Genomic DNA, 23,999 nt, shown 5'->3' with positions numbered 1-23,999 from the left:
TTGATTATATTTTTTCTTTTAACGTTCCTGTTATCCCTATTCCTTAAACCTTTTTCAATATATGATGCTTAAGAAAATCTTAAGATTCCCCCTTCTTTTTTCTTAAGAAATGCAGTTTACAATAAAACCCATAGACGAAATGACCCATGATATACTTTTGAAAGGAGTGTGAGAAATCAATGAACGAATATGTGGTTTTAGTTGTAGATGATGAGCAAGAAATCCGCAATGGTATTGCTATTTATTTAAAAAATGAAGGTATTAAAGTCTTTACGGCCAAAGATGGAATCGAAGCCATAGAGATACTAAATAAAGAAAAAGTTCACTTGATTATTCTGGATATTATGATGCCAAGGCAAGACGGCATTTCAACAACGTTTAAAATTCGAGAACAAAAAAATATCCCGATTATTATGCTGAGTGCTAAAAGCGAAGATGCCGATAAAGTGCTTGGTCTGCAGGTAGGAGCAGACGATTATGTGACAAAACCTTTTAATCCATTAGAACTGATAGCAAGAGTTAAATCACAGTTAAGAAGATATGTGACATTAGGTACCTATGAAGAAACAAAGACGATTAATATCCGAGGTCTTGTACTTGATATTGAGGCTAAGTCCGTCACTCTTGATGGGGAATTCATTAAGCTCACTCCCATTGAGTATAAAATTGTAGAATTATTAATGAAAAATGCAGGAAGAGTTTTTTCCATACATGATATTTATGAGCGCGTATGGAATGAACCCGGCTACAACGCAGAAAATACGGTAGCAGTGCACATTAGAAAAATAAGAGAAAAAATTGAGATTGAACCAAAAAATCCGAGATATGTAAAGGTTGTGTGGGGACTTGGATATAAAATGGAAAAATAGCGTTATTTCAGCTATAGGTATTATCTTGTTTTTATTTGGTTTAGGAGCAACCATTTCTTCTATTGGCAGCATGCATAACCTAGTAAAAGCAAACTACTTACAAAAAAGTACCTATGTAAAATCAGAAGACTTCCAAAAAGAAATAGATCGTTTTACAAATGATCTTTACCTCTTAGAATTGACATCCAAGAATAAAAATACCGTTAACGCAAATACGATAACAGAAGAAGAAATTGAGTCGTATCGATATGCAGAAGGAAACTTAACGGAACAAATACAAAACGTACACGATAAATATGAAGAAAAAATAGAAGACGCTAAGCAAGCAAAGAGTAAAAAAGTTGAAGATGCCTATGTAAAGCAGCGGGATCTAGAAGTTAAAAACATTCAAAAAAAGTTTCAAGATGATCAATTTGTTCGAGAAAAAATAGCAAAAAATAAAGAATTCGAAATAACGAGAATTTATGATGAAGCTTTTGATCGGCAAAAACCATTATCTCAATATAAAAAAGACATCATGTATTATTTGAAAGATAGAAACACACAAAAAATATATACGAACATCCAAAATGCAAGCAAGGAAAACGTTAATCAATTAGTAAAACAAAAAAATATGTTGTATAAACATACCTATTCAGCTCAATCACCCCTTGTGTTTCAACTAGATGAATATAAAAATTCATTGTTAAGCAGTGAGACAGACTCAGAGATTCCAAACCGGTATTTAAAGCAGAAGTTTACGGGTATAATTGCTGTTCCTGAAAAAGAAGCTTTCAGTAGTTCTTTATTTGATGAATATAACTATTACCATCACCAAAATGTAGTATTTCTCGTGTATGCATTGTCAGGAATAATAGCTCTGTTAATAGTTTACTTTATTTATAAAAGAACAATAACCGGACGTTTAAAAGAAATAACAAGACAAAATGCCGTACAGAGGATTTATAAAAAAGTACCTTTAGATATGTGTATAATTGTTTTTCTTTTGTACTCATTTTTCACATCAAGTCTAGTTCTGAACGGCTATCCAACTTCTTTATTAGAATCATATAAGCATGTTGCTATATTTTTCTTTTATATGATAGTTATATCCATAGCTATTTGCCTGTGGGTACTTCAAGTATTTTTACTGTTTCAGCGTATGCGCACACTAGATGATATAAAAGAAGAATATCACAGAACGTGTGTTTATCAAGTCATTTATTTTCTTCAATCTATTTTTATTATCAGACATATTGGCATGTATATAATGGTTGTAGTACTGCTTTTAGTTTTTGCGGTATTTGCTGTTGCAGCTTTATTGACCAGTGGATCTATGTTTGTAGAACAAGTGTCTATACTATACTTAGCTGTCGGCAGTGTTATAGGAGTGGTTACTTTGATACTGCTTATGCTACGAATTAATTATTTAAATAAAATTATTATTTCCATTAATCAAATCGCCACAGCTGAGTGGAAAAGGCCGTTACCTATCAAAGGAAAATCAGCTTTAACTCAAGCAGCGATAGATATAAATCATATTCAGCAGCAAATTCAAAAATCTCAGCATGTTCAAGTTAAAAGTGAACGCTTGAAAACAGAGTTAATTACCAACGTCAGTCACGATTTAAGAACACCATTGACTTCTATTATGACATATACAGCGTTGCTAAAGTCCCAAGATCTTACTTGGGACGAACAACATGCTTACGTTGAAATTATTGACCGTAAATCAAAACGTTTACAGACACTTATTGATGATTTGTTTGAAGTATCAAAAATGGCAAGTGGAAATGTAGAATTGCATAAAGACACAATTGATATTAATCAGCTTCTTCATCAGGCTTTAGCTGAATATGATGAAGCAATTAAAGATTCAACTCTGCAATTTCGTATTCAATCTATCCAAAAGCCGATATTTGCTACTGTAGATGGTCAAAAATTATGGAGAGTATTTGACAATTTGATAGAGAACATATTGAAATATTCACTTGAACAAACGCGTGTCTATATTTCTGTTCAAGAAATAAACGAACAAGTGAAACTAACGTTTAAAAATGTAAGTAAATATGAGTTAAATGAGCAGGCAGACGAGCTGTTTGAACGATTTAAAAGAGGGGACGCCTCAAGACAAACCGATGGCTCTGGACTTGGTTTAGCTATTGCTAAGTCAATTATTGATTTGCACGGAGGAGAATTGAATATTGAAATTGACGGAGATTTATTTAAAGTAACGATTACTCTTTAATGTGAGTGAATATAAACAGCATATCTAGTAAAAAAGAGAAGCAACCTCATTATGCTGGTTGCTTCTCTTTTTTTAGCGTTCGTAATTTTATTCCGCAACCGCAAAGTGTACTGTGCTTTAGTACTTTTATTTCTCTATGACACTGATTACATCTTATTTCTTGTCCAATCATTTCTTCATCCCTTCCTCTTTTTACAAGAATTTAAATAAGTATCCATAAAATATGGATACTTATTTAGTGATAAAATGTTAAACTAATTGAGAATAAACGAAAATCTAAAATGAGAAAAACACCTTTATTTTCTCATTAGGAAAACTGATATCTTTATTTTACTTGCTGCGGAACAGACAATCCTAAACCGTCTGCAACGCGTGTTCCATACTCTGGATCTGCTTTGTAGAAGTGCTGAATTTGACGCAGTTTAATCTCTTCTTTTTCTACAGGCTTCATAGCTTCAACGATGTTTGCAACTAGTCGTGTACGCTCGTCTTCGCTTAGAAGGCGGTATAAGTCACCTGCTTGCGTGTGATGGTCGTTATGATCATATGAAACACTATCGGCAACGCCTGAAACAGGGTATGCCGCTTGTTTGTTTTCATGAGATTCTGTCGGACCGCCAAAGCTGTTTGGCTCATAGTAAACAGAACGGCCGCCGTTATCGTCAAAGCGCATTTGACCATCACGCTGATAGTTATTTACTTCATTGCGCGGACGGTTAATAGGTAGCGCTTGATGGTTAGCACCCACGCGGTAGCGATGTGCATCGCTGTATGCGAATAGTCGACCTTGCAGCATTTTATCAGGTGATACGTCAATTCCCGGTACAAGCGTTCCAGGTGAGAATGTAGCTTGCTCCACTTCGGCAAAATAATTTTCTGGATTTCGGTCCAAGACCATGCGACCTACTTCAATTAACGGATAGTCTTTTTGTGACCAAACCTTTGTTACGTCAAACGGATCAAAGCGATACGTATCAGCGTCTTCTAATGGCATAATTTGAACGTACAGCTTCCATGAAGGGAAATCGCCTTTTTCAATGGCATTAAATAGATCTTCAGTATGATAATCTGGATTTTCACCAGCTAGCTTTGCGGCTACGTCTGGAGACAGATTTTTCACGCCTTGCTCTGTTTTAAAGTGATATTTTACCCAAACGCCATCTCCTTCGGCATTAACCCATTTAAATGTATGGCTGCCAAATCCATGCATATGGCGTAACGTTGCCGGGATACCGCGATCAGACATTAAAATAGAAACTTGATGCAAAGATTCAGGAGATAAAGACCAGAAATCCCACACGGCCGTCGGGTTTTTCAAATGCGTGCGTGGATCGCGTTTTTGTGTATGAATAAAATCGGGAAATTTAATCGCATCTCGGATGAAAAATACAGGTGTATTATTTCCGACTAAGTCGTAGTTGCCTTCTTCTGTATAAAATTTAACAGCAAATCCGCGAGGGTCGCGAACGGTATCTGCTGAGCCGTTTTCACCAGCTACTGTTGAAAAGCGAACAAATAGAGGTGTTCGTTTTCCTACTTCAGAAAGGAAAGCTGCTTTTGTATAGGCTGAAACATTGTTTGTCACTTCAAAATAACCGTGGGCACCGGCGCCTTTTGCGTGTACGACGCGTTCAGGAACACGCTCTCGGTTAAAATGGGCTAATTTCTCTAAAAGGTGAACATCTTGAATTAAAGTAGGTCCGCGTGAACCAGCGGTCATCGAATTTTGATTATCTCCAACCGGAGATCCCCAACTAGTCGTTAAGTTATTCTTGTTTGTTGTCATCTTAGAACCACCTCTTATTTGAATTTTATTATGTTAGAAATAATAATAACATTTTTAAATAAAAAATCAATACTAAATTATAATTATTATAATTTAAAGTGTTAATTTTGAGATGTAGTCAGTGGGGGTTATAAGCATGTGAAGTGTACGAACTATTTTAAAAATTTTCTGTATAGTATATTTAGTTTAATAATAAAAATGCCTGGTGTGCAATTATTTTGACCGGCTATTACCATATCAAAAACACGCTTGCTTATATAAGCAAGCGTGTTCGTTTTATATATTTTGTGATAAGTTTGCTTTCGCCGCTAGTTCAGCCTGAGGCGTGCGCCAAAGCTGCGTCCATTTTTGAATCGCGGCAATCATAATAATGAGACCGAGTATAAGCATGATGATTGAAAGAGTCGCATTTAATATGCTGTAACCTGCCGCAGCTTCATTTAAATACACATTCTTAACCATCCAATAACCCGCGTAGTTAACCGTTACGTAAAGGTAGGCTAGTGGAATAAGACAAGTAAGCATATAGGAGCGCTTATCTGCAATTCTAAGAATAACGGTTGCACCAATAATTAAACCAATGGATGCCATTAACTGATTCGATACGCCGAACAGCGCCCAAACTGAGCCAATATCTCCTGAGAACAATAAGTATCCCCACATAAAACAGGCTAGGGCACTTGCAAAAATGGACCCAGGAAGCCAGTCTACTCGCTTCAATGGCTTATAAAATTCACCGAAAAAGTCTTGAATTAAATAGCGGGAAACGCGTGTACCCGCGTCGATAGCAGTCAAAATAAACACTGCTTCAAACATAATAACGAATTGAAAAAAGTAAGAAGACAGGTGGCTGAACCAAGGAATTTCCGTGAAAATATACGTCATTCCTACAGCCAGTGTAACAGCGCCGCCTGTACGGCCTTCTAAGTTTAGGCCAATTTCTTGGCTAAGCTGAGGAAGAGCCGTTACGTTCATGCCAAGCGTTTTGAATACTTCAGGTGTAGAGTTGATTGCAAAATAGTCTCCAGGATGTAAAGCAGTTGCGGCAATTAATGCCATAATTCCTACTAAGCATTCGACTAACATCGCGCCGAAGCCTACAACTTTAATGTCACTCCAACGATCGAGCATCTTAGGGGTTGTTCCTGAACCAACAAATGCATGGAAGCCAGAAATAGCACCGCAGGCGATCGTAATGGAAATAAACGGCCACACAGGTCCTGCTAAAATAGGGCCGCCTCCGTGAATAAATTCAGTAACTGCAGGAAATGGAATTGATGGATTTACGAAAAACACGCCTACAATCAGCGCGATAAAGACACCAATTTTCATAAAGCTGCTTAAGTAATCTCGAGGTGCTAAAAGCAGCCAAACGGGCAAGGCCGCTGCAAAAAATGCATAAACGGGAAGAATAATTGAAAGTGTTTTAATATCTAGCGTTAAAAAATCTCCTAAAGCTGTTCCTTGAATATAAGGACCGCTAAATACGGCAATTAAAATTAAAATGAAGCCGACGGTAGAAGCCGCTTTTAAATTACCTGTTTTTTTGTGGTAAATACCTACCCCCATTGCGATCGGAATGGTAATTCCAACAGCGAATGTACCCCAAGGATTTTTCTCAAGGGCGTGTAACACGACCATAGATAAACCGGCCATTGTAATGGTAATGATAAAAAGCATAGCTAAACCTGTACAAAAACCAGCGACGGGTCCTAGCTCTTTTTTAGCCACTTCTGAAAGCGACTGGCCTTTTTGGCGCATAGATGCAAATAACACAACTGCATCGTGAACGGCTCCTCCGATTACAGCTCCGATTAAAAGCCAGAGCAGTCCGGGCAAATAGCCAAACTGAGCTGCTAAAATAGGTCCAACAAGCGGACCCGCAGCTGCAATAGCTGCAAAGTGATGACCAAATGTTACCCATCGATTGGTTGGCACGTAATCTTTTCCATCTTCAAGCTCATGTGCCGGCGTTTTTTGCGCATCGTTTAGTTTCAAGACCTTAACAGCCATGAATGTTCCATAAAGCCGATACGCAATCATTAAAATACAGATAGATCCAATAACAATCGTAACCGCATTCATTACAAATCCCCCTATCCCTTAGTTGTCTGATGTTTGTACTACTACACAACGTTATGTAATTGTGTGTTCCCCTTACAACTTTCATTATAAAAGAAGAAAGCGCTTTTATCACCAGTTTTTCCCTTAATTATTTAAAAAATTAGAAAGTTCAAATTCCCTTTGAAAAACTATAAGACTTTTCACATAATCTCTGCTATAATTTTTAAAAAAATTAGTACGCATTTAGGTGTTTTTAGTTAGGGAGATGAAATGAGTGAAGCATCGTCAAGAGTTACAAAATAGCAAGCGTATCGTAGTCAAAGTAGGGACATCTACGTTGACCTATGATAACGGAGATATTAACTTAGCACGCATTGAAAAACTAGCGCGTGTTTTATCTGATTTAATGAATGCAGGAAAAGAAGTTGTGCTTGTTACATCAGGTGCCGTTCAAGTGGGAGTAAAAAAACTAAAGTTAAAAGAAAAACCAACTTCTATTCGAGAAAAACAAGCAGCAGCCTCTGTCGGGCAGTGTGAGCTTATGCATATCTATAGTAAATTCTTTGGTGAGTATAGTCACATTGTTGGTCAAGTACTGTTAACAAAAGATGTAATCGAAGATGAACATGTGCGCAATAACGTTGTGAACACGTTTGAAAAATTAATTGAAGACAAAGTGATTCCTATTGTGAATGAAAACGATACAGTTGCCATCGATGAGATTGAAAACATCGTGCGTTTTGGAGATAACGATAATTTATCCGCCATTGTTTCAGTTTTGATTCACGCAGATTTACTTGTTATTTTATCTGATATTGACGGTTTCTTTGATTCAGATCCCACAAAAAACCCTAACTCTAAATTAATGAAAGTAATAGATGGCATCACGCCGGAGCTTGAGAATTTTGCTGGAGATAGTGGAACTGACGTTGGAACAGGCGGAATGGTCACAAAACTGACCGCTGCTAAAACAGCTACAAGTGCAGGCGTGAGCTTAATCCTAGCAAATGGGAAAGAACCAAGTATTTTGCGAGATATTATTGAAGGCCAAGAAATTGGAACGTTATTCTTAAAACAAGCTGAAGGAGTAATGAAATGAGTGAATTGCAGCTTAAAGGAAAGCAGGCAAAAGAAGCCTCTTATTTCTTAGGAAATGTAACGAGCGAACAAAAACAGCAGGCACTTTATAAAATGGCGGCTGCTCTATTGGATCAACAAGAGACAATTTTAAAAGCAAATGAATTAGACGTAGAAAAAGCCGTTCAAAAAGGCACGTCAAAAGCGATGTTGGATCGCCTATCTTTAAATGAAGGGCGGATTCATGGAATGGCAGACGGCCTGCGCCAAGTAGCTGCGCTTGCAGATCCGGTAGGAGAAGTGCTGTCTATGGCTAAACGACCAAATGGCTTACAAATTGGGCAGCAGCGTGTACCTATTGGTGTCATAGGAATTATTTATGAAGCGCGTCCAAACGTTACATGTGATGCAGCAGGCTTATGCTTAAAAGCAGGAAATGCGGTTATTTTGCGCGGAGGCAGTGAGGCATTTCATTCGAATCAAGCGATTGTTTCTGTATTATCCCAAGCTGCGGCAAGTGCAGGATTTCCTGAGCATAGCGTACAGCTTATTGAAGATACGTCGAGAGAAACAGCACTGGAGTTAATGAAGCTAAATGAATATATCGATGTATTAATTCCTCGAGGCGGTGCTGGTTTAATTGAAGCGGTGGTAAAAAATGCAACGGTTCCTGTTATTGAGACAGGAACCGGGAACTGCCACATTTATGTTGATGAAGAATATGACCGTGACATGGCAGCCAGTATTGTCATTAATGCAAAAACATCTCGTCCAGCGGTGTGCAACTCAGCCGAAAAGCTGATTATTCATGAACGGGCGGCTCATGAATTTTTGCCGATTATTGTTCAAGCGCTACGAGAGAAAGATGTAGAAGTACGCGGTGATGAACGTGCGCTCACAATCGTTCCAGATCTTGTTCCAGCAGGGGATGAGGATTGGAAGAAAGAATATTTGGATTTCATCATGGCAGTTAAAATCGTAGATGATATCGATGAAGCGATTTCCCATATTAATGTTCATAGTTCACATCATTCTGAAGCGATTGTAACAACAAATTATGCTCATGCTCAGCGTTTTTTACAGCGCGTTAATTCAGCTGCTGTTTATGTGAATGCTTCGACGAGGTTTACGGACGGAGAAGAGTTTGGTTTCGGGGCAGAAATCGGAATTAGTACACAAAAGCTTCATGCGCGTGGACCAATGGGATTAAAGGAATTAACAACATTAAAATATATTATTTACGGAGATGGACAAATTCGATAAAAAGAAGAGGCTGGGACGAAAGTATTTTAGACAAAGTAAAACCGAACCATTGATCAAAATTTTTGATTAGTGGTTCGGTTTTTTTGTTAGGGTGAACATAGTTTTCATCTGTTTAAATTCTTCTAGTAGTTGATTGGAGGGCGAGATGAAGACTCCCGCGGAAAGCGAAGTCTTGCACGGAAATCAACTACGGTGTCATAAGCCGTTTAGCTCATGTATCCCATTTGTTTTTCTTTAGATTGGATTCATTTAGATATACCCCAACCTCTTCCCTTACTTCCATATATGTTCAATTTCTTCAAGTGACTTTCCTTTTGTTTCTGGAACCCACTTCCATATAAACAAAAATGAAGCGATACACATAATCATAAAAGATAAAAAGGTAAAAGATCCTCCAGCTTTGTTCCAAAGAATAGGAAAAAACTGAGACACAAACCAATTAGCTATCCACAAGAAAAAGGTAGAAATAGACATTGCATAGCCTCTCGCATGATTAGGAAAAATTTCAGAAATCACAACCCATACAACAGGCCCCATAGAAATATTAAAAAGAAATAAATAAAAAACAATAAGTAAACTAGTAGTCAAGCCTTCAGTACCCTGTGAATGAAATCCAAAAGAAACGAGAAGCTGCGTAACGGCCATACCGGCTGTGCCAATAAGTAATAAAGCTTTGCGGCCAATCCGGTCGATAAGCCACATGGAACAAAGAACGCCTAAAAAGGCAGCTACACCAATCATAGACGTAACAAGGAGCGATAAATCTCCTCTAGCTCCAGCTGCTTCAAAAACTTGCGGGGCGTAATAAATAATGGCATTGATTCCGACAAGCTGTTGAAAGGCTGCAAGTAGAATACCAATAAGCAACGCTTTTCGAAGGCCTGCCTCTTTAAAAAGCGAAAGAGAAGCCGGTTGATTTTCTTTTAACGATTGCTCAATATGATACAGCTCTTGGCGTGCAATGTGTGTACCATTGATTTTAATTAAAATGTCCATAGCTTCTACAGTGCGGTTTGCTTTTACTAGCCACCTCGGACTTTCAGGAACAGGAGAAAGGATAAGAAGAAATAAAAGAGCTGGAATCCCAGAAGCACCGATAATGTAGCGCCATCCTGTGGAATTCTGCCATGCGTCTTCTCCAATAGATAAAATGTAGTCATTTACAAAATAGACAGAAACAATCCCAACGGCAACAGCAAATTGATAAAGAGAGCCTAAGCGGCCGCGCATGTGCGGAGGGGCTATTTCAGAAATATAGGTAATAGAAAGAACGGAGGCCATACCAATGCCTAGCCCTCCAATAATTCGAGAAATAATCACAAAAGAGATGGTTGAAGATAGCGCTTGCATAATTGCGGATACGATAAATAAAGAAGCTGCTAAAAGCAAGATACCTTTTCTACCGAATCGATCACTCAGTTTTCCTGAAGAAAGTACCCCAACGGCACCCCCGAGCAGCAAACTGGATACAACAAAACCTACCATCGTTGGACTGAGATTAAAATGCACTTCCATCAATCCAATAGCCCCTGAAATGACGGCTGTGTCATAGCCGTAAAGTAACCCTCCAAAAGCAGCTGCACATGAAATGAAAATAACAAAAAATAGATTTCCTTTTTGCTCTTTATACTCGTCAGAAGTTACTTTTACTATCCCCATATAAATTCCTCCTTTGAATCGCGTTCACTATTTTAATTTAAAAAAACGTTATACGTAAAACGTTTTCATAAAAGATGTTTTTATGTTAAACTAAAAATTGTAAATAATCAAACTATTTTTTAACTTTTATATGAATTATGTACGTTTTGTTATCAATCAATAGGGAAGAAAAAGTAAGGGGGAAGAGAAATATGGCGTTTATTCAATGTGATTTTTTTTCAGAAGTATTGCAAATAAGTACTTCAATGAACGTTTTGATACCGCAGCAAACAAAATCTCAGATTGGTTTACAAACTAATACAAGAAGTGAGAAACACCCTACGCTCTATTTATTACACGGTCTTTCTGATGATCATACGATATGGATGAGAAGAACTTCGATTGAACGCTACGCATCAGAATTAGGACTTGCAGTTGTAATGCCAAATGTAGATCGTAGCTTTTATAGAGATATGGCTTATGGAAAGAAGTATTGGACGTTTGTAACAGAAGAACTTCCTCAATTGGCTAGGTCATTCTTTCCGTTATCGGAAAAAAGAGAAGATAATTTTGTGGCTGGTCTTTCTATGGGAGGGTACGGCGCTTTAAAATGGGCGTTTCGCAAACCACATCAATTTTCTGCAGCTGCCAGTTTATCAGGAGTGATGGACATTGAAGGGCTTGGAGAGCGAGGGGAAGTTCAGTTCCTAGATTATCCTTTGATTTTTGGCATGCCGCCTGTTATTAGACCTGAGGATGATCTTTTCTGGCTGCTTGAAAATCGCCGGCGCTATGGAGAAGTGACTCCGCGTATTTATCAATGCTGTGGAACGGAAGATTTTTTATATCAGGAAAATAAACGTTTTTCCGAGCGATGTAAGCAAGAGCCTATTTGTTTTACATATGAAGAAGGAAAAGGAAGTCACGACTGGGCATATTGGGATCAAAAAATTCAAGATGTGTTAAAGTGGCTGTTTAGTGAAAAGTAGGGAAGGTAGTTTTGGGTGGTTCCGACTTCTAGTAGTATAATAAAGAAAAATGTTTACTTGGTCGATAGACTAAAAGGAAATAGGAGTCGGTACGAATGGGGAGAAAAAAAGTCACGATTACAGAAGTAGCAAAAGAAGCGGGTGTTTCATTAGCTACGGTATCAAGAATCTTCAATAATAAAGACGGTAAAATTAAAATCAGTGAAAAAACAAAACAAAAAGTACTAAAAGCAGCAGCTCATTTAGGGTATCAGACAAATCCATTTGCGGCAGCTCTGCGGGCCCAAAAAACAGGGATTATCGGGATATTAATTAGAGATTTAAAAGACCCATTTTTAATCGAGCTGTTAAAAAAGGTACAGCAGCAAGTTCAAAGTCGAGGGATGGACGTTCTTATTGGCCATACGGATTACCAAGAAACAACGGCTGAGCGTCAATTAAATGTGATGATGAATCATTGGTTTGATGGAGTCATTTTATTAGATTATGTAGCCGCTCCGCATCCGTTTGTAGACGTATTAAAACAATATCAAACGCCTTACGTTTCTCTTACAGGAGACGGCTCTTCTGCACTTTGGCCAATTGTACATGTAGATGATGCGGTGGGAATGCAATTAGCTGTTGCTCACTTAACGGACCTTGGCCATAATAATATCGGGTTCGTTGGAAAAGCTGTAAGCGGAGTGGAGCACCGTCTGTCTCTTTTTTATCAATATGTACCGTCAGCAAACGCAAAGTTTGTGAAAGAAGATATGAATAACTCAGATGAACTATATCAGTTTATAAATGAGCTAGCTCATCATCCAGAGCCCCCAACTGCGCTTATTTGTGCTACGGATTACATTGCTCTGAAAGTGATACACTGTGCGTGGCAAAACGGACTTCACGTTCCAGCGGATTTGTCTGTTATAGGGTTTGATGATATTACAGAAGCTAGTGAAGCGCAACCTCCGCTAACAACCATCCGTCAACCGATGGAAAAAATGGCTGAAAAAGCAGTAAACCTCTTACTTCAGCAAATTCAGGATCAGCAAGAAATAGATCAGGTACAGTATAAAATGGCACCTGTATTAGTAGAGCGTGAGACCACAAAACGTATGAATTGATAAGGAATGTATATACTATTCCTGAAAGTGTGAGACAAAAAGTCCACACTTTTTTGCATTAACCATTGCGTCCACTTCCCTCTTTCTTATACACTGTATGCTGTAGGGGAAAAAACCAAGCTTTAATATGTTTGGAGCGATTTGATGACACAACAAAAATTAGATAAATATGAAATTATGGACGTTAGCTTACTAGCAGGTAAAATTATGTTAGAAAGCGGAGCAGAAACGTATCGAGTAGAAGACACAATGATGCGGATTGCAGCGTCTTACGGTATAAAAAAATCCCACAGCTATGTGACGCCAACAGGGATTATGTTTTCACTTGAAACGAAAGAACCGACGAAAACGAAGTTAATTCGTATTTCCGAACGAACGACCGATTTAAAAAAAGTAACTATGGTAAATAGCGTCTCAAGAACCATCAGTCAAGGAAACATCTCCTTGGAGGAAGCGTATGAAATGCTACAAGAAATTGAAGCAACGAACGTAGCTTTTCCACTATGGGTTCAACTTGCAGCTGCATCCATTTCTAGCGGATGCTTTTTAATCATGTTTCAAGGTTTATGGACGGACTTTATTCCAGCGATGTTTTCAGGAGGTCTCGGATTTTTAACCGTGGTGTATTTCCACCGTCTTATTCCGATTCGCTTTTTTGCTGAGTTTACCGCTTCGTTAGTTATTGGACTTTTATCAGCTCTTTTAGTCGCTTCAGGACTAGGAACGCAAATTGATAAAATTATTATTGGATCCGTTATGCCTCTCGTTCCTGGGTTATCGATTACCAATGCAGTGCGAGATTTAATGGCGGGACATTTACTGTCTGGATTATCAAAAGGAGCAGAAGCGTTTCTGACGGCATTTGCTATTGGTGCAGGTATTGCCATTGTATTTACGCTTCTATAGAAGGGAGGCATCATATGCATATCGTAGAGCAGATAATTACAAGTTTTATTGCTTCAGCAGCGTTTGGGATTATTTTTAATGTTCCACGTGAATCATTATTAAAAAGTGGCTTTGTCGGAATGATTGGCTGGCTCATTTACTATTTGCTAACGTTCTATGGTGTAGATGAAATTCCAAGCACTGTAGCATCGGCCTTTTTTATTGCTATTATTAGTCAAATTTACGCAAAAATTTATCGTACGCCGATCATTATTTTCACGGTAGCAGGTATTATTCCGCTCGTTCCAGGGGGAACAGCATACGATGCCATGCGTAACTTTGTAGAAAATAATTATAATGAAGCGATTAGTCTTGCAGCAAAAGCCTTTATGATTTCAGGTTCAATTGCCATTGGTATTGTATTTTCTGAAGTCATTAACCAAATCATTCGTCAATCTAAATTAAATGCGAAAGCAAAATATCGACCGTAGAGAAGCAAGCTCAAATCAGAGCGTGCTTTTTTCATGAAAAAATAAAGAGATCCTGCCCTTTTTTGTCACAAGAAAGTCACGTTTTAGTCTAAAAACGTTCAAAAAATGTACGTGCACAGCTAAAAAAATAGACTATACTATGTAAATAGAAAGAGAGACATTACATATGTTTGTGAAATGTTGAGCATATTTCTCGAATTGTTATGCTCAATGTTTCACAATATAAGTAAAAGATGCTCAGGAATGAGCAAAGTATCTATGGAAATGATGAATGTTCTTATATATGAAAGGAGAAAGAAGATGGATACAGTCATACTATCACGTATTCAATTTGCATCAACGACGCTGTTTCATTTTATCTTTGTACCGCTGTCTATCGGCCTTGTCTTTTTAGTAGCGATCATGGAAACGATGTACGTAGTAAAAAAAGATGAACAGTATAAAAAGATGGCAAAGTTTTGGGGGCACTTATTCCTGATTAACTTTGCTGTCGGAGTCGTAACAGGTATTTTACAAGAATTTCAGTTTGGCATGAACTGGTCAGAGTACTCAAGATTTGTAGGAGATGTATTTGGTGCGCCGCTTGCTATTGAAGCACTGCTAGCGTTTTTTATGGAGTCCACGTTCCTCGGGCTGTGGATTTTCGGGTGGGATCGTTTGCCTAAATGGCTGCACTGTCTATGTATTTGGCTTGTTAGTCTAGGTACTATCTTTTCAGCGTTCTTTATTTTAACGGCTAATTCTTTTATGCAGCATCCGGTCGGAATGGAGCTAAATAATGGCCGTTTGGAAATGAATGACTTCTTTAAATTATTAACGAACGGTCAGCTGTGGGTCGAATTCCCTCATACAATTTTAGGTTCGTTTGCAACAGGCGCCTTTTTTATCACGGGTGTCAGCGCTGTTATGCTCTTGAAGAAAAAACATGTGGTTTTTGCTAAAAAATCATTTCAAGTTGCTATCCTTGTAGGGCTAGTTTCAGGTGTAGGAATTGCACTATCTGGGCATGAACAGGCCGGATATTTAGTTAAAACACAGCCGATGAAAATGGCCGCAAGTGAAGGATTATGGGAAAACAGCGGAAGTCCAGGTGCTTGGACAGTAACAGCAAATATTCACCCTGATGAAAAGAAAAATACGAGTGAAATCAAAATACCTTACTTATTAAGCTTCTTATCATACGGTAAGTTTTCAGGCTCCGTTCCTGGAATGAATGAGCTGCAGCAGCAGTATACGGCGAAATATGGAGAAGGAAATTATATTCCACCCGTTCGAACAACGTTTTGGAGTTTCCGCATTATGGCTGGTCTAGGTGGCGTATTATGTGCATTAGGCATTTGGGGTACGTACTTGCTTTCTCGTAAAAAACTTCAAGAAAGCAAACTATTTTTACGTATTATGACGATTGCCATCGCCTTTCCGTTCCTTGGAAGCTCAGCAGGTTGGATTATGACAGAGATTGGCCGTCAGCCTTGGGTTGTATTTGGCTATATGAAAACCGAAGATGCCGTGTCTCCTGGTGTAACAGCAGGCGAATTGCTATTTTCTATTATCTCGTTTTCGTTCTTTTACTTAATTTTAGCTGTGATTATGGTGTTCTTGTTCGTTAAAGAAATTAAAAAAGGTCCAGATCACGATCACGAAGCACATACAAAAGTAACATCAACTGATCCGTTTACAAAGGAGGGATACAATGTTTTCTCTTAATGAATTCTGGTATTTGCTAGTATCCATTCTGTTTGTTGGTTTTATCTTTTTAGAAGGCTTTGATTTTGGGATTGGAATGGTGTCTCGCTTTTTAGGAAGAAACGACTTAGAGCGACGAGCTTTTATTAATACAATCGGTCCTTTTTGGGATGCAAATGAAGTTTGGTTAATTTCAGCAATCGGTGCTATGTTTGCCGCTTTTCCAAACTGGTATGCAACGCTATTAAGCGGGTCATATGTTCTTTTTGTTCTTCTGTTGCTTTCGCTTATCGGACGCGGTGTAGCATTTGAATTTCGAGGAAAAGTTGAAAAACAAGCGTGGAAAAATGCGTGGGATTGGGTTATCTTCTTTGGAAGTCTTTTTCCACCGCTCATTTTCGGCATCTTATTTTCAGCACTAATGAAAGGATTGCCTGTTGAGCGCAACATGCAAATGAATGCCGGCTTTTCGGATATTGTGAATCTATATACCATAACGGGCGGCGTGACGCTAACGATGCTTTGCTTATGGCACGGACTTATTTTTGCGACGATCCGTACGATGGATGACATTAGAGATCGTTCACGAAAAGTTGCCATGAAGCTTTTGCCTGTTAATGCCTTGCTGCTTCTTATTTTTTCAGGCATGACGTTTTTTGAAACAAATTTATTCAGCAATCATAGCCGCTTGATGCTATACACATTTTTTATCGGTATTTTCGTGTATTTACTAGCAGGATTTTTCCTTACACGGAAAAAAGACGGATGGGCCTTTGCTATGTCTGGCTTAATTTTAATTTTATCAATTTCCTCTATATTTGCAGGATTGTTTCCAACCGTTTTGGTTAGTTCAGTCAATGAAAGCTATAGTTTAACGATTCATAATGCAGCATCAGGGAATTATTCCTTGAAAATTATGTCTTACGCTGCTATTGCGTTACTGCCTTTTGTGTTAGGTTATCAAATTTGGAGCTACTACGTTTTTAGAAAACGTGTAGATCATAAGGAGCATATGGAGTACTAATGGGTAGAAATTTAATGGTTTACAACGGAATAAAAATGGTTCTTGCCGTGTTAATAGGGCTTATTACTATTCAAAGTGTAGCCATTATTTTTCAAGCTAAGTGGCTTGCCGAAGTAATTACTGCTCTTTTTCATGGTGAAAGTTTAACTTCGCAGACAAAAGCAATCGGATTGTTTTTGTCTGCCTTTATGGTTCGTCAGATCGTAAGTTTTATAGTGAAAAAAACAGCATATCAATTTGGAGTCAAAACGACTCAGGAACTTCGTTTGACGGTCATGAAAAGCATTTTTGCACTCGGACCGCGCTTTACCAAAAATGAAGGGACAGGAAACTTGGTGACGCTCATCACCACAGGCCTACAGAAGCTTCGCGCTTATCTTGAGCTGTTTTTGCCTAAACTGGCCGCCATCAGCGTTACACCTTGGCTAGTGCTCGCTTTCGTTTGGTATCAAGATCAGCTTTCAGGCATTATTTTGCTTGTAACTATGCCCATTTTAATTTTATTTATGATTTTACTTGGACTGGCTGCCCAGAAAAAAATAGATAGCCAATGGGAGACGTATCATGTGCTGTCCAATCACTTTGTAGATTCGCTTCGAGGATTAGAAACGTTAACATTTCTCGGGAAAAGTAAGGAGCATGCTGAAACGATTGGAAGAGTCAGTGACCGCTATCGAAAAGCGACAATGGGAACGCTCCGAATTGCTTTTTTATCTACGTTTGCTTTAGATTTCTTTACGATGTTATCTGTAGCCATCGTGGCTGTTATGCTCGGTTTGCGGCTAGTGAACGGTTCGATGACGTTAGAGCCTGCACTTATGATTTTATTGCTGGCGCCTGAATACTTCCTGCCGATACGGGAAGTCGGAAACGATTATCATGCAACATTAGACGGAAAAGAATCTGGAGATGCATTAATTAAGATTGTAAAGCAGGCTGAAAAACCGTCGGCTAAAGAAGAAGATGTCCCTGATTGGACGGAAAACAGTGAAATTCAATTGCGTCATATCACCTTAAAATATGACGAAGAGCAGCCGCCTTCTCTTGAAGATGTGTCACTTCATGTTAAAGGAAGTAAAAAAATTGGGATTATAGGAAAAAGCGGAGCTGGAAAATCGACGCTTATTGATATACTGAGCGGCTTTGTACAATTTACAGAAGGGTCTGCTGAAGTAAACGGCGTGCCGGTTGATTTACGCTCAGATGCTTGGCAAAAGCAGATTACGTATATCCCTCAGCACCCATTTATTTTTAATGGAACAGTGAAAGAAAATATTGAATTTTATCAGGATAGAGGCGGTTCTTATGATTATGAAGATGCTTTCACGAAAGCAGGACTTTTATCTACGATTCAACAGATGCCTAAGAAGGAAAATGAAGTGATAGGAGATGGAGGACGGCAGCTTAGCGGCGGCCAAGCTCAAAGGATTGCCCTAGCTAGGGCGTTTCTGAGCGATCGCCCTATTATTATGCTTGATGAACCAACGGCGCAAGTAGATATTGAAACGGAATATGAATTAAAGCAAGATATCTTAACGATGTTTCAAGACAAGTTATTTATTTTAGCTACGCACCGTCTGCATTGGATGAAAGATATGGACCTCATTGTTGTAATAGAGAACGGAAAGGTTGCAGAAGTCGGCAATCATCAAGAACTGATTCGAAAAAAAGGAGCTTACTATCAATTTTTACATGAAGAGGAGGAGATATGATGAAATATAAAAGTTGGATATGGCCCTACTTTAAAACGTATAAATATCGTATCTTTTCTATCTTATTACTAAGCTTGTTAACGATTGGTTCTGCTTGTGCGCTAATGTTCACATCAGGTTACTTGATTTCAGCTTCTTCCTTACGTCCAGAAACAATCTTACTGGTGTACGTTCCCATTGTGCTTGTGCGTACATTTGGTTTAAGTCGAGCCGCCTTTCGTTATGCGGAGCGTCTTGTTAGTCACGATTTTATTCTTCGCATTTTAGCTAAGATGCGTACACGTCTTTATCATTTGATTGAACCGTTAGTTGCTACATCCCGCTATCGAACGGGAGATGTTTTAGCGGTTCTCGCTGAAGATATTGAAAGTTTACAAGACTTGTTCTTGCGTACCATTCTTCCAACAATCTCAGCTGTTATTTTATACGTTATTTCGATTGTAGCTTTAGGATTCTTTAGCCTAAAGTTTGCATGTTTGATTGCCATCTATTTATTTTTATTAGTAGTAGTGATGCCGCTTTTTTCCCTTTGGCATATGAAAGCGGCCAATCAGCGATATAAATCAAGCAAAGCACAGTTATATGCTAAGGTCACAGACGGGTTTTTAGGAGTTGCTGATTGGGTGTTAAGCGGTCAGCAGCAGTCATTTTTTCATTCGTATAACAAAACAGAAGATGAGCTAGACCGCATGGATCGTAAGCTTAAACTATGGACGTATTACCGAGAATTGATTGGCCAAGTTATTGTAGCAGGTTTAATTGTCACAATGATTTGGTTTGGGGCTTCTCTTTTTGCAGACAAAGAGCTTGCAGGTGTTTTTATTGCTGCTTTTATTTTAGTAGTATTTCCTTTATCTGAAGCACTGCTGCCGGTATCTAATGCAGTAGAAAAAATTCCTCAATTTGAAGAGTCATTAAATAGAGTGCAGGAAATGGAAAAGAACTGGGGATCTGTGAATGAAAAGAAAAAACATACTCTTTCCCTACCTTACAAAGGTTCATGGGACTCGGTTAGCTTAAAAGTCGAGCATGTAAGCTTTCGCTATAGCAATGAGGAAGAGTCAGTCATTCATGATCTTTCATTTCAAGTCGAGCAAGGGAAAAAAATTGCGATTCTTGGCAAGAGCGGAGCTGGAAAGTCGACTCTGTTAAAGCTGCTGCAAGGCTCCTTATTGCCTACAGAAGGTACAGTTCAACTAAACGGTCAGTCTGTTGCTGAAGTTCGTGAAGATGTACCAAAACTCATCTCTGTATTAAATCAAAATCCTTATTTATTTAATACAAGCGTAGCAAACAATTTATTACTAGCTAATGAAGAGGCTACAAAAGAAGAGGTAATTGGGGCAATGAAGCAAGTCAATATGCACTCCCTTGTGGAAGGTTTGCATCAAGGATATCAAACGTCCATGCTCGAAACAGGTCAGCGCTTTTCAGGAGGAGAACGTCAGCGGATTGCGTTAGCACGTGTTCTACTTCAGCGTACGCCAATTGTTATGCTGGATGAGCCAACTGCAGGGTTGGATACCGTGACTGAAAAGCGTTTGTTATCCACTATCTTTGAAACTCTTCACGACAAAACTTTAATTTGGGTTACACATAATTTAGTTGGGATGGAAAAGATGGATGAAATCTTATTCCTACAAGATGGAAAGATAGCCATTCGCGGAACGCATGAGGAATTACTTGCTACGAACAGTCACTATCAAAAGCTATATGAATTGGATCATCCGGCAAAAAGCCTTTAGCAGCAGCTAAAGGCTTTTTACTATTTTATACTAAAGTGAAATTCGACAAACATGAGTAAGATATGTGTCGAACGAAGGAAAATAGCTTGGATTCAAAGAGGGGAGAGGCGTTTAGCATTTTTGAAAAAGTGGTAAAACAAGGTAGTGTTTGTTTCTTCCTGTATAACATCGGTTTATTTTAGGGAAAATATATACACATTATGCGAACGAGAGAAGGAAGATACAATGGAACCTATGCTTGTACATATCACACTTGTAGTGGGACTAGGAGTTCTATCTCAGTGGCTGGCTTGGAGATTTAAGCTACCAGCAATTGTCGTGATGTCGATTATCGGACTGCTAACAGGCCCTATTTTAGGTTTAATTGATCCTAAAGCACAGTTTGCTCAGCTTTTTGATCCTTTTGTATCGATTGCTGTAGCTGTTATTTTATTTGAAGGCAGCTTGAACTTAGACATGAGAGAGGTAAGAGGAATCGAAAAGCCCGTGTTTCGCATTGTGACACTGGGAGCCATGCTAGCTTGGATGTTAGGCTCTTTAGCTGCTCATTATATAGCGGATTTATCCTGGGCGGTGGCAATTGTTATCGGAGGGCTTTTTATTGTGACGGGTCCAACCGTAATTTTACCTCTTTTACGACAAGCTAAATTAAAACCAAAACCAGCAGCGATTTTAAAATGGGAAGGTATTATTGTCGATCCATTTGGTGCACTGTTGGCCGTTTTTTCGTTTGAAATTGTTCAATTTTTAGTGCTGAGAGAAGTGAGTGGAAAAACAATTCTCTTTTTCTTCGTAGCCTCTATTATTGCCGTTTTAATAGGATGGATTCTTGGCCGCGGAATAGGATGGATGTTTCAAAAGGGGCATATTCCAGAGTATTTAAAATCTCCGGTCGTATTTATTGTCGTTATTGCCTGCTTTACAGTAGCTGATGAAATTAAGCATGAAACAGGTCTTCTAGCAGTAACAGCGATGGGGATTACCCTTGCTAATATGCATATTTCGTCTATTAGTGATATGCGACACTTTAAAGAGAATATTTCGGTTCTATTAACTTCTACTATTTTTATCATGTTAACGGCTGGACTGACGATGAAGACCATTACTGAAATTTTTCATTGGAATATTATTTTGTTTGTTTTACTTATGCTGTTTATTGTCAGACCTGTCTCCATCTTTTTATCAACGGTAGGCACAGATTTATCTATAAAAGAAAAAATACTGATTGGCTGGATTGCCCCGCGCGGAATTGTGGCGTTAACGGTCTCAAGCTACTTTGCGAAAGTACTAATTGATGAAGGATTTAAAGATGCTTCGATCTTAACAACGCTGACATTTGCTTTAGTGTTTGCTACGGTTTGTGCACACGGTTTTTCCCTTTCATGGCTAGCTAAAAAGCTGGATTTATCGATTGGCGAAGAACCCGGTATTTTGCTTGTGGGAAGCAATGATTTTACGGTTGCCTTTGCAACGAAGTTAAAACAGCTGGGCTATCCAGTATTAGTTGCTGATTCTTCGTGGGAGCGGTTAAGAGTTGCGCGCAGAGCGGAGGTAAATGTTTATCACGGAGAAGTACTAGCTGAGCAAACGGAATATCATCTAGACTTAACTCCTTATGAATATGTGATTGCTGCAACTGAGTTAGATGCATATAATGCGCTTGTTTGTACTGCCTTTCTTCAAGATATGGGACGGAACAATGTTTTTCAATTGAGCATTCGTGACCAAGAAGATTCAAGAGAAGATGTTGATGAAATTATGCATACAGTAAGAGGACGTATGCTCTTTAAGAAAGGCATTACGTGGGAGTTTCTGCATCATAAAATGGAGCATGGATATACGATTTACAATACAAAAATCACGGATGAATATACGTACGAAACATATCTTGAGGAGAAAAGCGATGATTCTCTTTTACTAGCAGTGAGTACGCAAGGAAAGGCATTGAGTTTTTTTGCTCATGATCAAGAAATAAACGTCAATGCGGGCGATACGGTGTTAAGCCTTCAGCCATTAAAAAGATAAAAAAACAGGCCGTTAATGGCCTGTTTTTTTATGCTTGTCTTTGTTTAAAATGAATGACGAACAGATAAGCAGCAGCTGCTGCAAAATAGATGGTAACGGCTGGTGCTGTAAAGACATGCCCAGCTACAAAAGCAATTCCAAGAGCTAATACAATTGCTGTACTATACATCATAAAGCTTTCATCAAGAAGCTGTGATGGCTCTTTAAATAATCGAACCAATACGGTTAAACCAACTACTAGAAGTGGAAGAACCCATAGTAAAAATCCAATGATACCTAAAGAGAAAAACAAATCATAAAAATCCATTTCAATCATCTTTGGCGGAAGCTGTTTTGTATAGTCACCAGAAAAGCCCATACCTATCATTTTTCGTGCAATAGGTGCTTTTGCATACTCTTCCTTATGATGAGCTAAGAATTGCTCACGGCTGCTTAGAATCAGATTTTGAATATCTTTATCATCTAAATTTGATTCCTTTTGTTTTTTCTTTTTAGCCGGCTTTTCTTTTTCTTTCTTTTCCGGCTTTTCTTGCTTTGTTTTCTCTTTTTTAGCCTCTAACATATCGATGTGCGTATATGTGTTTTTATAAGCTGGAGAAATCGGAGTAGTTGCTCCGGTTACAATTAAAAGCAGAATTGAGATTACTAAGTTGGCTTTAATTAAGCTGCGTTTATTCGTAAATAATTTAGCAAATAAGACAACTGTTGCTACAACTAAAGAAAGAATAACGGCACCTAAGCCTACTTTCGTTCCAAGCATGATGGACGAAACGGCTAACAAGATAAAAGGAATCCAGTAATAAGCTTTTGAAAACGAACGTACTTTATCTAAAGCTAAAAGCAGTGTGAGAGGAAGCAAAATAGCAATGGTTGCGCCTAGCTCATTCGCTGCATAAAACCAGCCTTTAAACCCAATTTTATTATACTGATAACTCTCTAGTGCTGTACCCGTTAGCATTGTACCGATAAAAACAATACTGATGATGAGTGAAGCAGTTAATAAGTTTTTGCTCAGTATTCTTTTTACATCCACAGATGATCGATAATGTGAAAACATCACAATCATTCCAAGCAGCGTAACGTTCATATAAACAACTTTATTGAAAAATTTAATTTCTTGCCCAATATAATAAGGATCTTTCCATTGATGATTTAAGTAGATGTTGAGTCCAAGAAAGAGTGCAAAAACAATAAGGTAGATAATCGAATATCTAGCCCATTTTGATTGTTTGGCAAACACTAAAAGTAGGACACCTGCAAAAATCATATATAGAAAGCGAATAACAACCCCAATTGAGAGACCACTATCCATGTTCAAAACCATGTACGTCGTTAGCATATCAATAATCGGCTGAATTGAAATAAAACCAACGAACAGAAAAAATAACCAGTATGTGTTCTTCATATAGTAC

General features: G+C 38.4%; 17 protein-coding genes. 13 read left to right on the top strand and 4 right to left on the bottom strand.

Annotated features, from left to right (window positions below):
- Positions 1-179 precede the first annotated feature (179 nt).
- On the top strand, positions 180-869 hold the full coding sequence (locus WKH56_RS25865; RefSeq protein WP_028411932.1) for a response regulator transcription factor: 690 nt from the start codon (positions 180-182) through the stop codon (positions 867-869).
- Positions 847-3,096, top strand: coding sequence for a histidine kinase dimerization/phospho-acceptor domain-containing protein (locus tag WKH56_RS25860; RefSeq protein WP_048021667.1), 2,250 nt, complete (start codon positions 847-849; stop codon positions 3,094-3,096). Before WKH56_RS25865 ends, WKH56_RS25860 begins: the two co-directional genes overlap by 23 nt.
- A gap of 325 nt (positions 3,097-3,421) precedes the next feature.
- Here WKH56_RS25860 and katA read toward each other — a convergent pair whose 3' ends face one another.
- Positions 3,422-4,882 (bottom strand): catalase KatA, encoded by a 1,461-nt coding sequence (gene katA, locus WKH56_RS25855; protein WP_310884140.1) that lies wholly within the window; start codon positions 4,880-4,882, stop codon positions 3,422-3,424.
- A 276-nt stretch (positions 4,883-5,158) separates the two neighbouring features.
- Positions 5,159-6,967 (bottom strand): carbon starvation protein CstA, encoded by a 1,809-nt coding sequence (gene cstA, locus WKH56_RS25850; protein ID WP_048021669.1) that lies wholly within the window; start codon positions 6,965-6,967, stop codon positions 5,159-5,161.
- A gap of 253 nt (positions 6,968-7,220) precedes the next feature.
- On the opposite strand from cstA, the gene proB reads away from it, so the two are divergent.
- Both proB and WKH56_RS25840 read left to right on the top strand, forming a co-directional pair.
- Complete coding sequence (gene proB / locus WKH56_RS25845) at positions 7,221-8,045, top strand: glutamate 5-kinase (protein WP_048021671.1); 825 nt, start codon at positions 7,221-7,223, stop codon at positions 8,043-8,045.
- Positions 8,042-9,286 (top strand): glutamate-5-semialdehyde dehydrogenase, encoded by a 1,245-nt coding sequence (locus tag WKH56_RS25840; RefSeq protein WP_034263707.1) that lies wholly within the window; start codon positions 8,042-8,044, stop codon positions 9,284-9,286. The genes proB and WKH56_RS25840 overlap by 4 nt, the downstream gene beginning before the upstream one ends.
- 273 nt (positions 9,287-9,559) lie before the next feature.
- Here the strand turns inward: WKH56_RS25840 and WKH56_RS25835 are convergent, their stop codons facing one another.
- A complete protein-coding gene (locus WKH56_RS25835) occupies positions 9,560-10,945 on the bottom strand; it encodes a sugar porter family MFS transporter (protein ID WP_048021674.1) in 1,386 nt (461 codons plus the stop codon).
- 191 nt (positions 10,946-11,136) lie between these two features.
- Between WKH56_RS25835 and WKH56_RS25830 the strand changes: the two genes are divergently transcribed.
- From WKH56_RS25830 to WKH56_RS25790, 9 genes are all read left to right on the top strand, one after another.
- On the top strand, positions 11,137-11,913 hold the full coding sequence (locus tag WKH56_RS25830) for an alpha/beta hydrolase (RefSeq protein ID WP_047749562.1): 777 nt from the start codon (positions 11,137-11,139) through the stop codon (positions 11,911-11,913).
- Between the two features lie 95 nt (positions 11,914-12,008).
- Positions 12,009-13,019: a LacI family DNA-binding transcriptional regulator gene (locus WKH56_RS25825; protein WP_048021676.1), complete on the top strand. Its 1,011-nt coding sequence runs from the start codon at positions 12,009-12,011 to the stop codon at positions 13,017-13,019.
- Between the two features lie 144 nt (positions 13,020-13,163).
- Positions 13,164-13,925: a threonine/serine exporter family protein gene (locus WKH56_RS25820; protein ID WP_013085528.1), complete on the top strand. Its 762-nt coding sequence runs from the start codon at positions 13,164-13,166 to the stop codon at positions 13,923-13,925.
- Positions 13,926-13,939: 14 nt separating this feature from the next.
- Entirely contained in the window at positions 13,940-14,395 is a 456-nt protein-coding gene (locus tag WKH56_RS25815; protein WP_013059882.1) for a threonine/serine exporter family protein, read from the top strand.
- A gap of 300 nt (positions 14,396-14,695) precedes the next feature.
- Positions 14,696-16,102, top strand: coding sequence for a cytochrome ubiquinol oxidase subunit I (locus WKH56_RS25810; RefSeq protein ID WP_048021678.1), 1,407 nt, complete (start codon positions 14,696-14,698; stop codon positions 16,100-16,102).
- A complete protein-coding gene (gene cydB / locus WKH56_RS25805) occupies positions 16,089-17,105 on the top strand; it encodes a cytochrome d ubiquinol oxidase subunit II (RefSeq protein ID WP_028411941.1) in 1,017 nt (338 codons plus the stop codon). The genes WKH56_RS25810 and cydB overlap by 14 nt, the downstream gene beginning before the upstream one ends.
- Positions 17,105-18,817: a thiol reductant ABC exporter subunit CydD gene (cydD, locus tag WKH56_RS25800; protein ID WP_063248442.1), complete on the top strand. Its 1,713-nt coding sequence runs from the start codon at positions 17,105-17,107 to the stop codon at positions 18,815-18,817. Before cydB ends, cydD begins: the two co-directional genes overlap by 1 nt.
- Positions 18,817-20,562, top strand: coding sequence for a thiol reductant ABC exporter subunit CydC (gene cydC / locus WKH56_RS25795; protein WP_310884139.1), 1,746 nt, complete (start codon positions 18,817-18,819; stop codon positions 20,560-20,562). Before cydD ends, cydC begins: the two co-directional genes overlap by 1 nt.
- Positions 20,563-20,787: 225 nt before the next feature.
- Positions 20,788-22,587: a cation:proton antiporter gene (locus tag WKH56_RS25790; RefSeq protein ID WP_168761670.1), complete on the top strand. Its 1,800-nt coding sequence runs from the start codon at positions 20,788-20,790 to the stop codon at positions 22,585-22,587.
- 28 nt (positions 22,588-22,615) lie between these two features.
- Here WKH56_RS25790 and WKH56_RS25785 read toward each other — a convergent pair whose 3' ends face one another.
- Complete coding sequence (locus WKH56_RS25785) at positions 22,616-23,992, bottom strand: O-antigen ligase family protein (RefSeq protein WP_028411945.1); 1,377 nt, start codon at positions 23,990-23,992, stop codon at positions 22,616-22,618.
- Positions 23,993-23,999: the final 7 nt, after the last annotated feature.

It is taken from the genome of Priestia sp. SB1, assembly GCF_038898415.1.
This window is presented reverse-complemented; position numbering and strand designations above follow the sequence as displayed.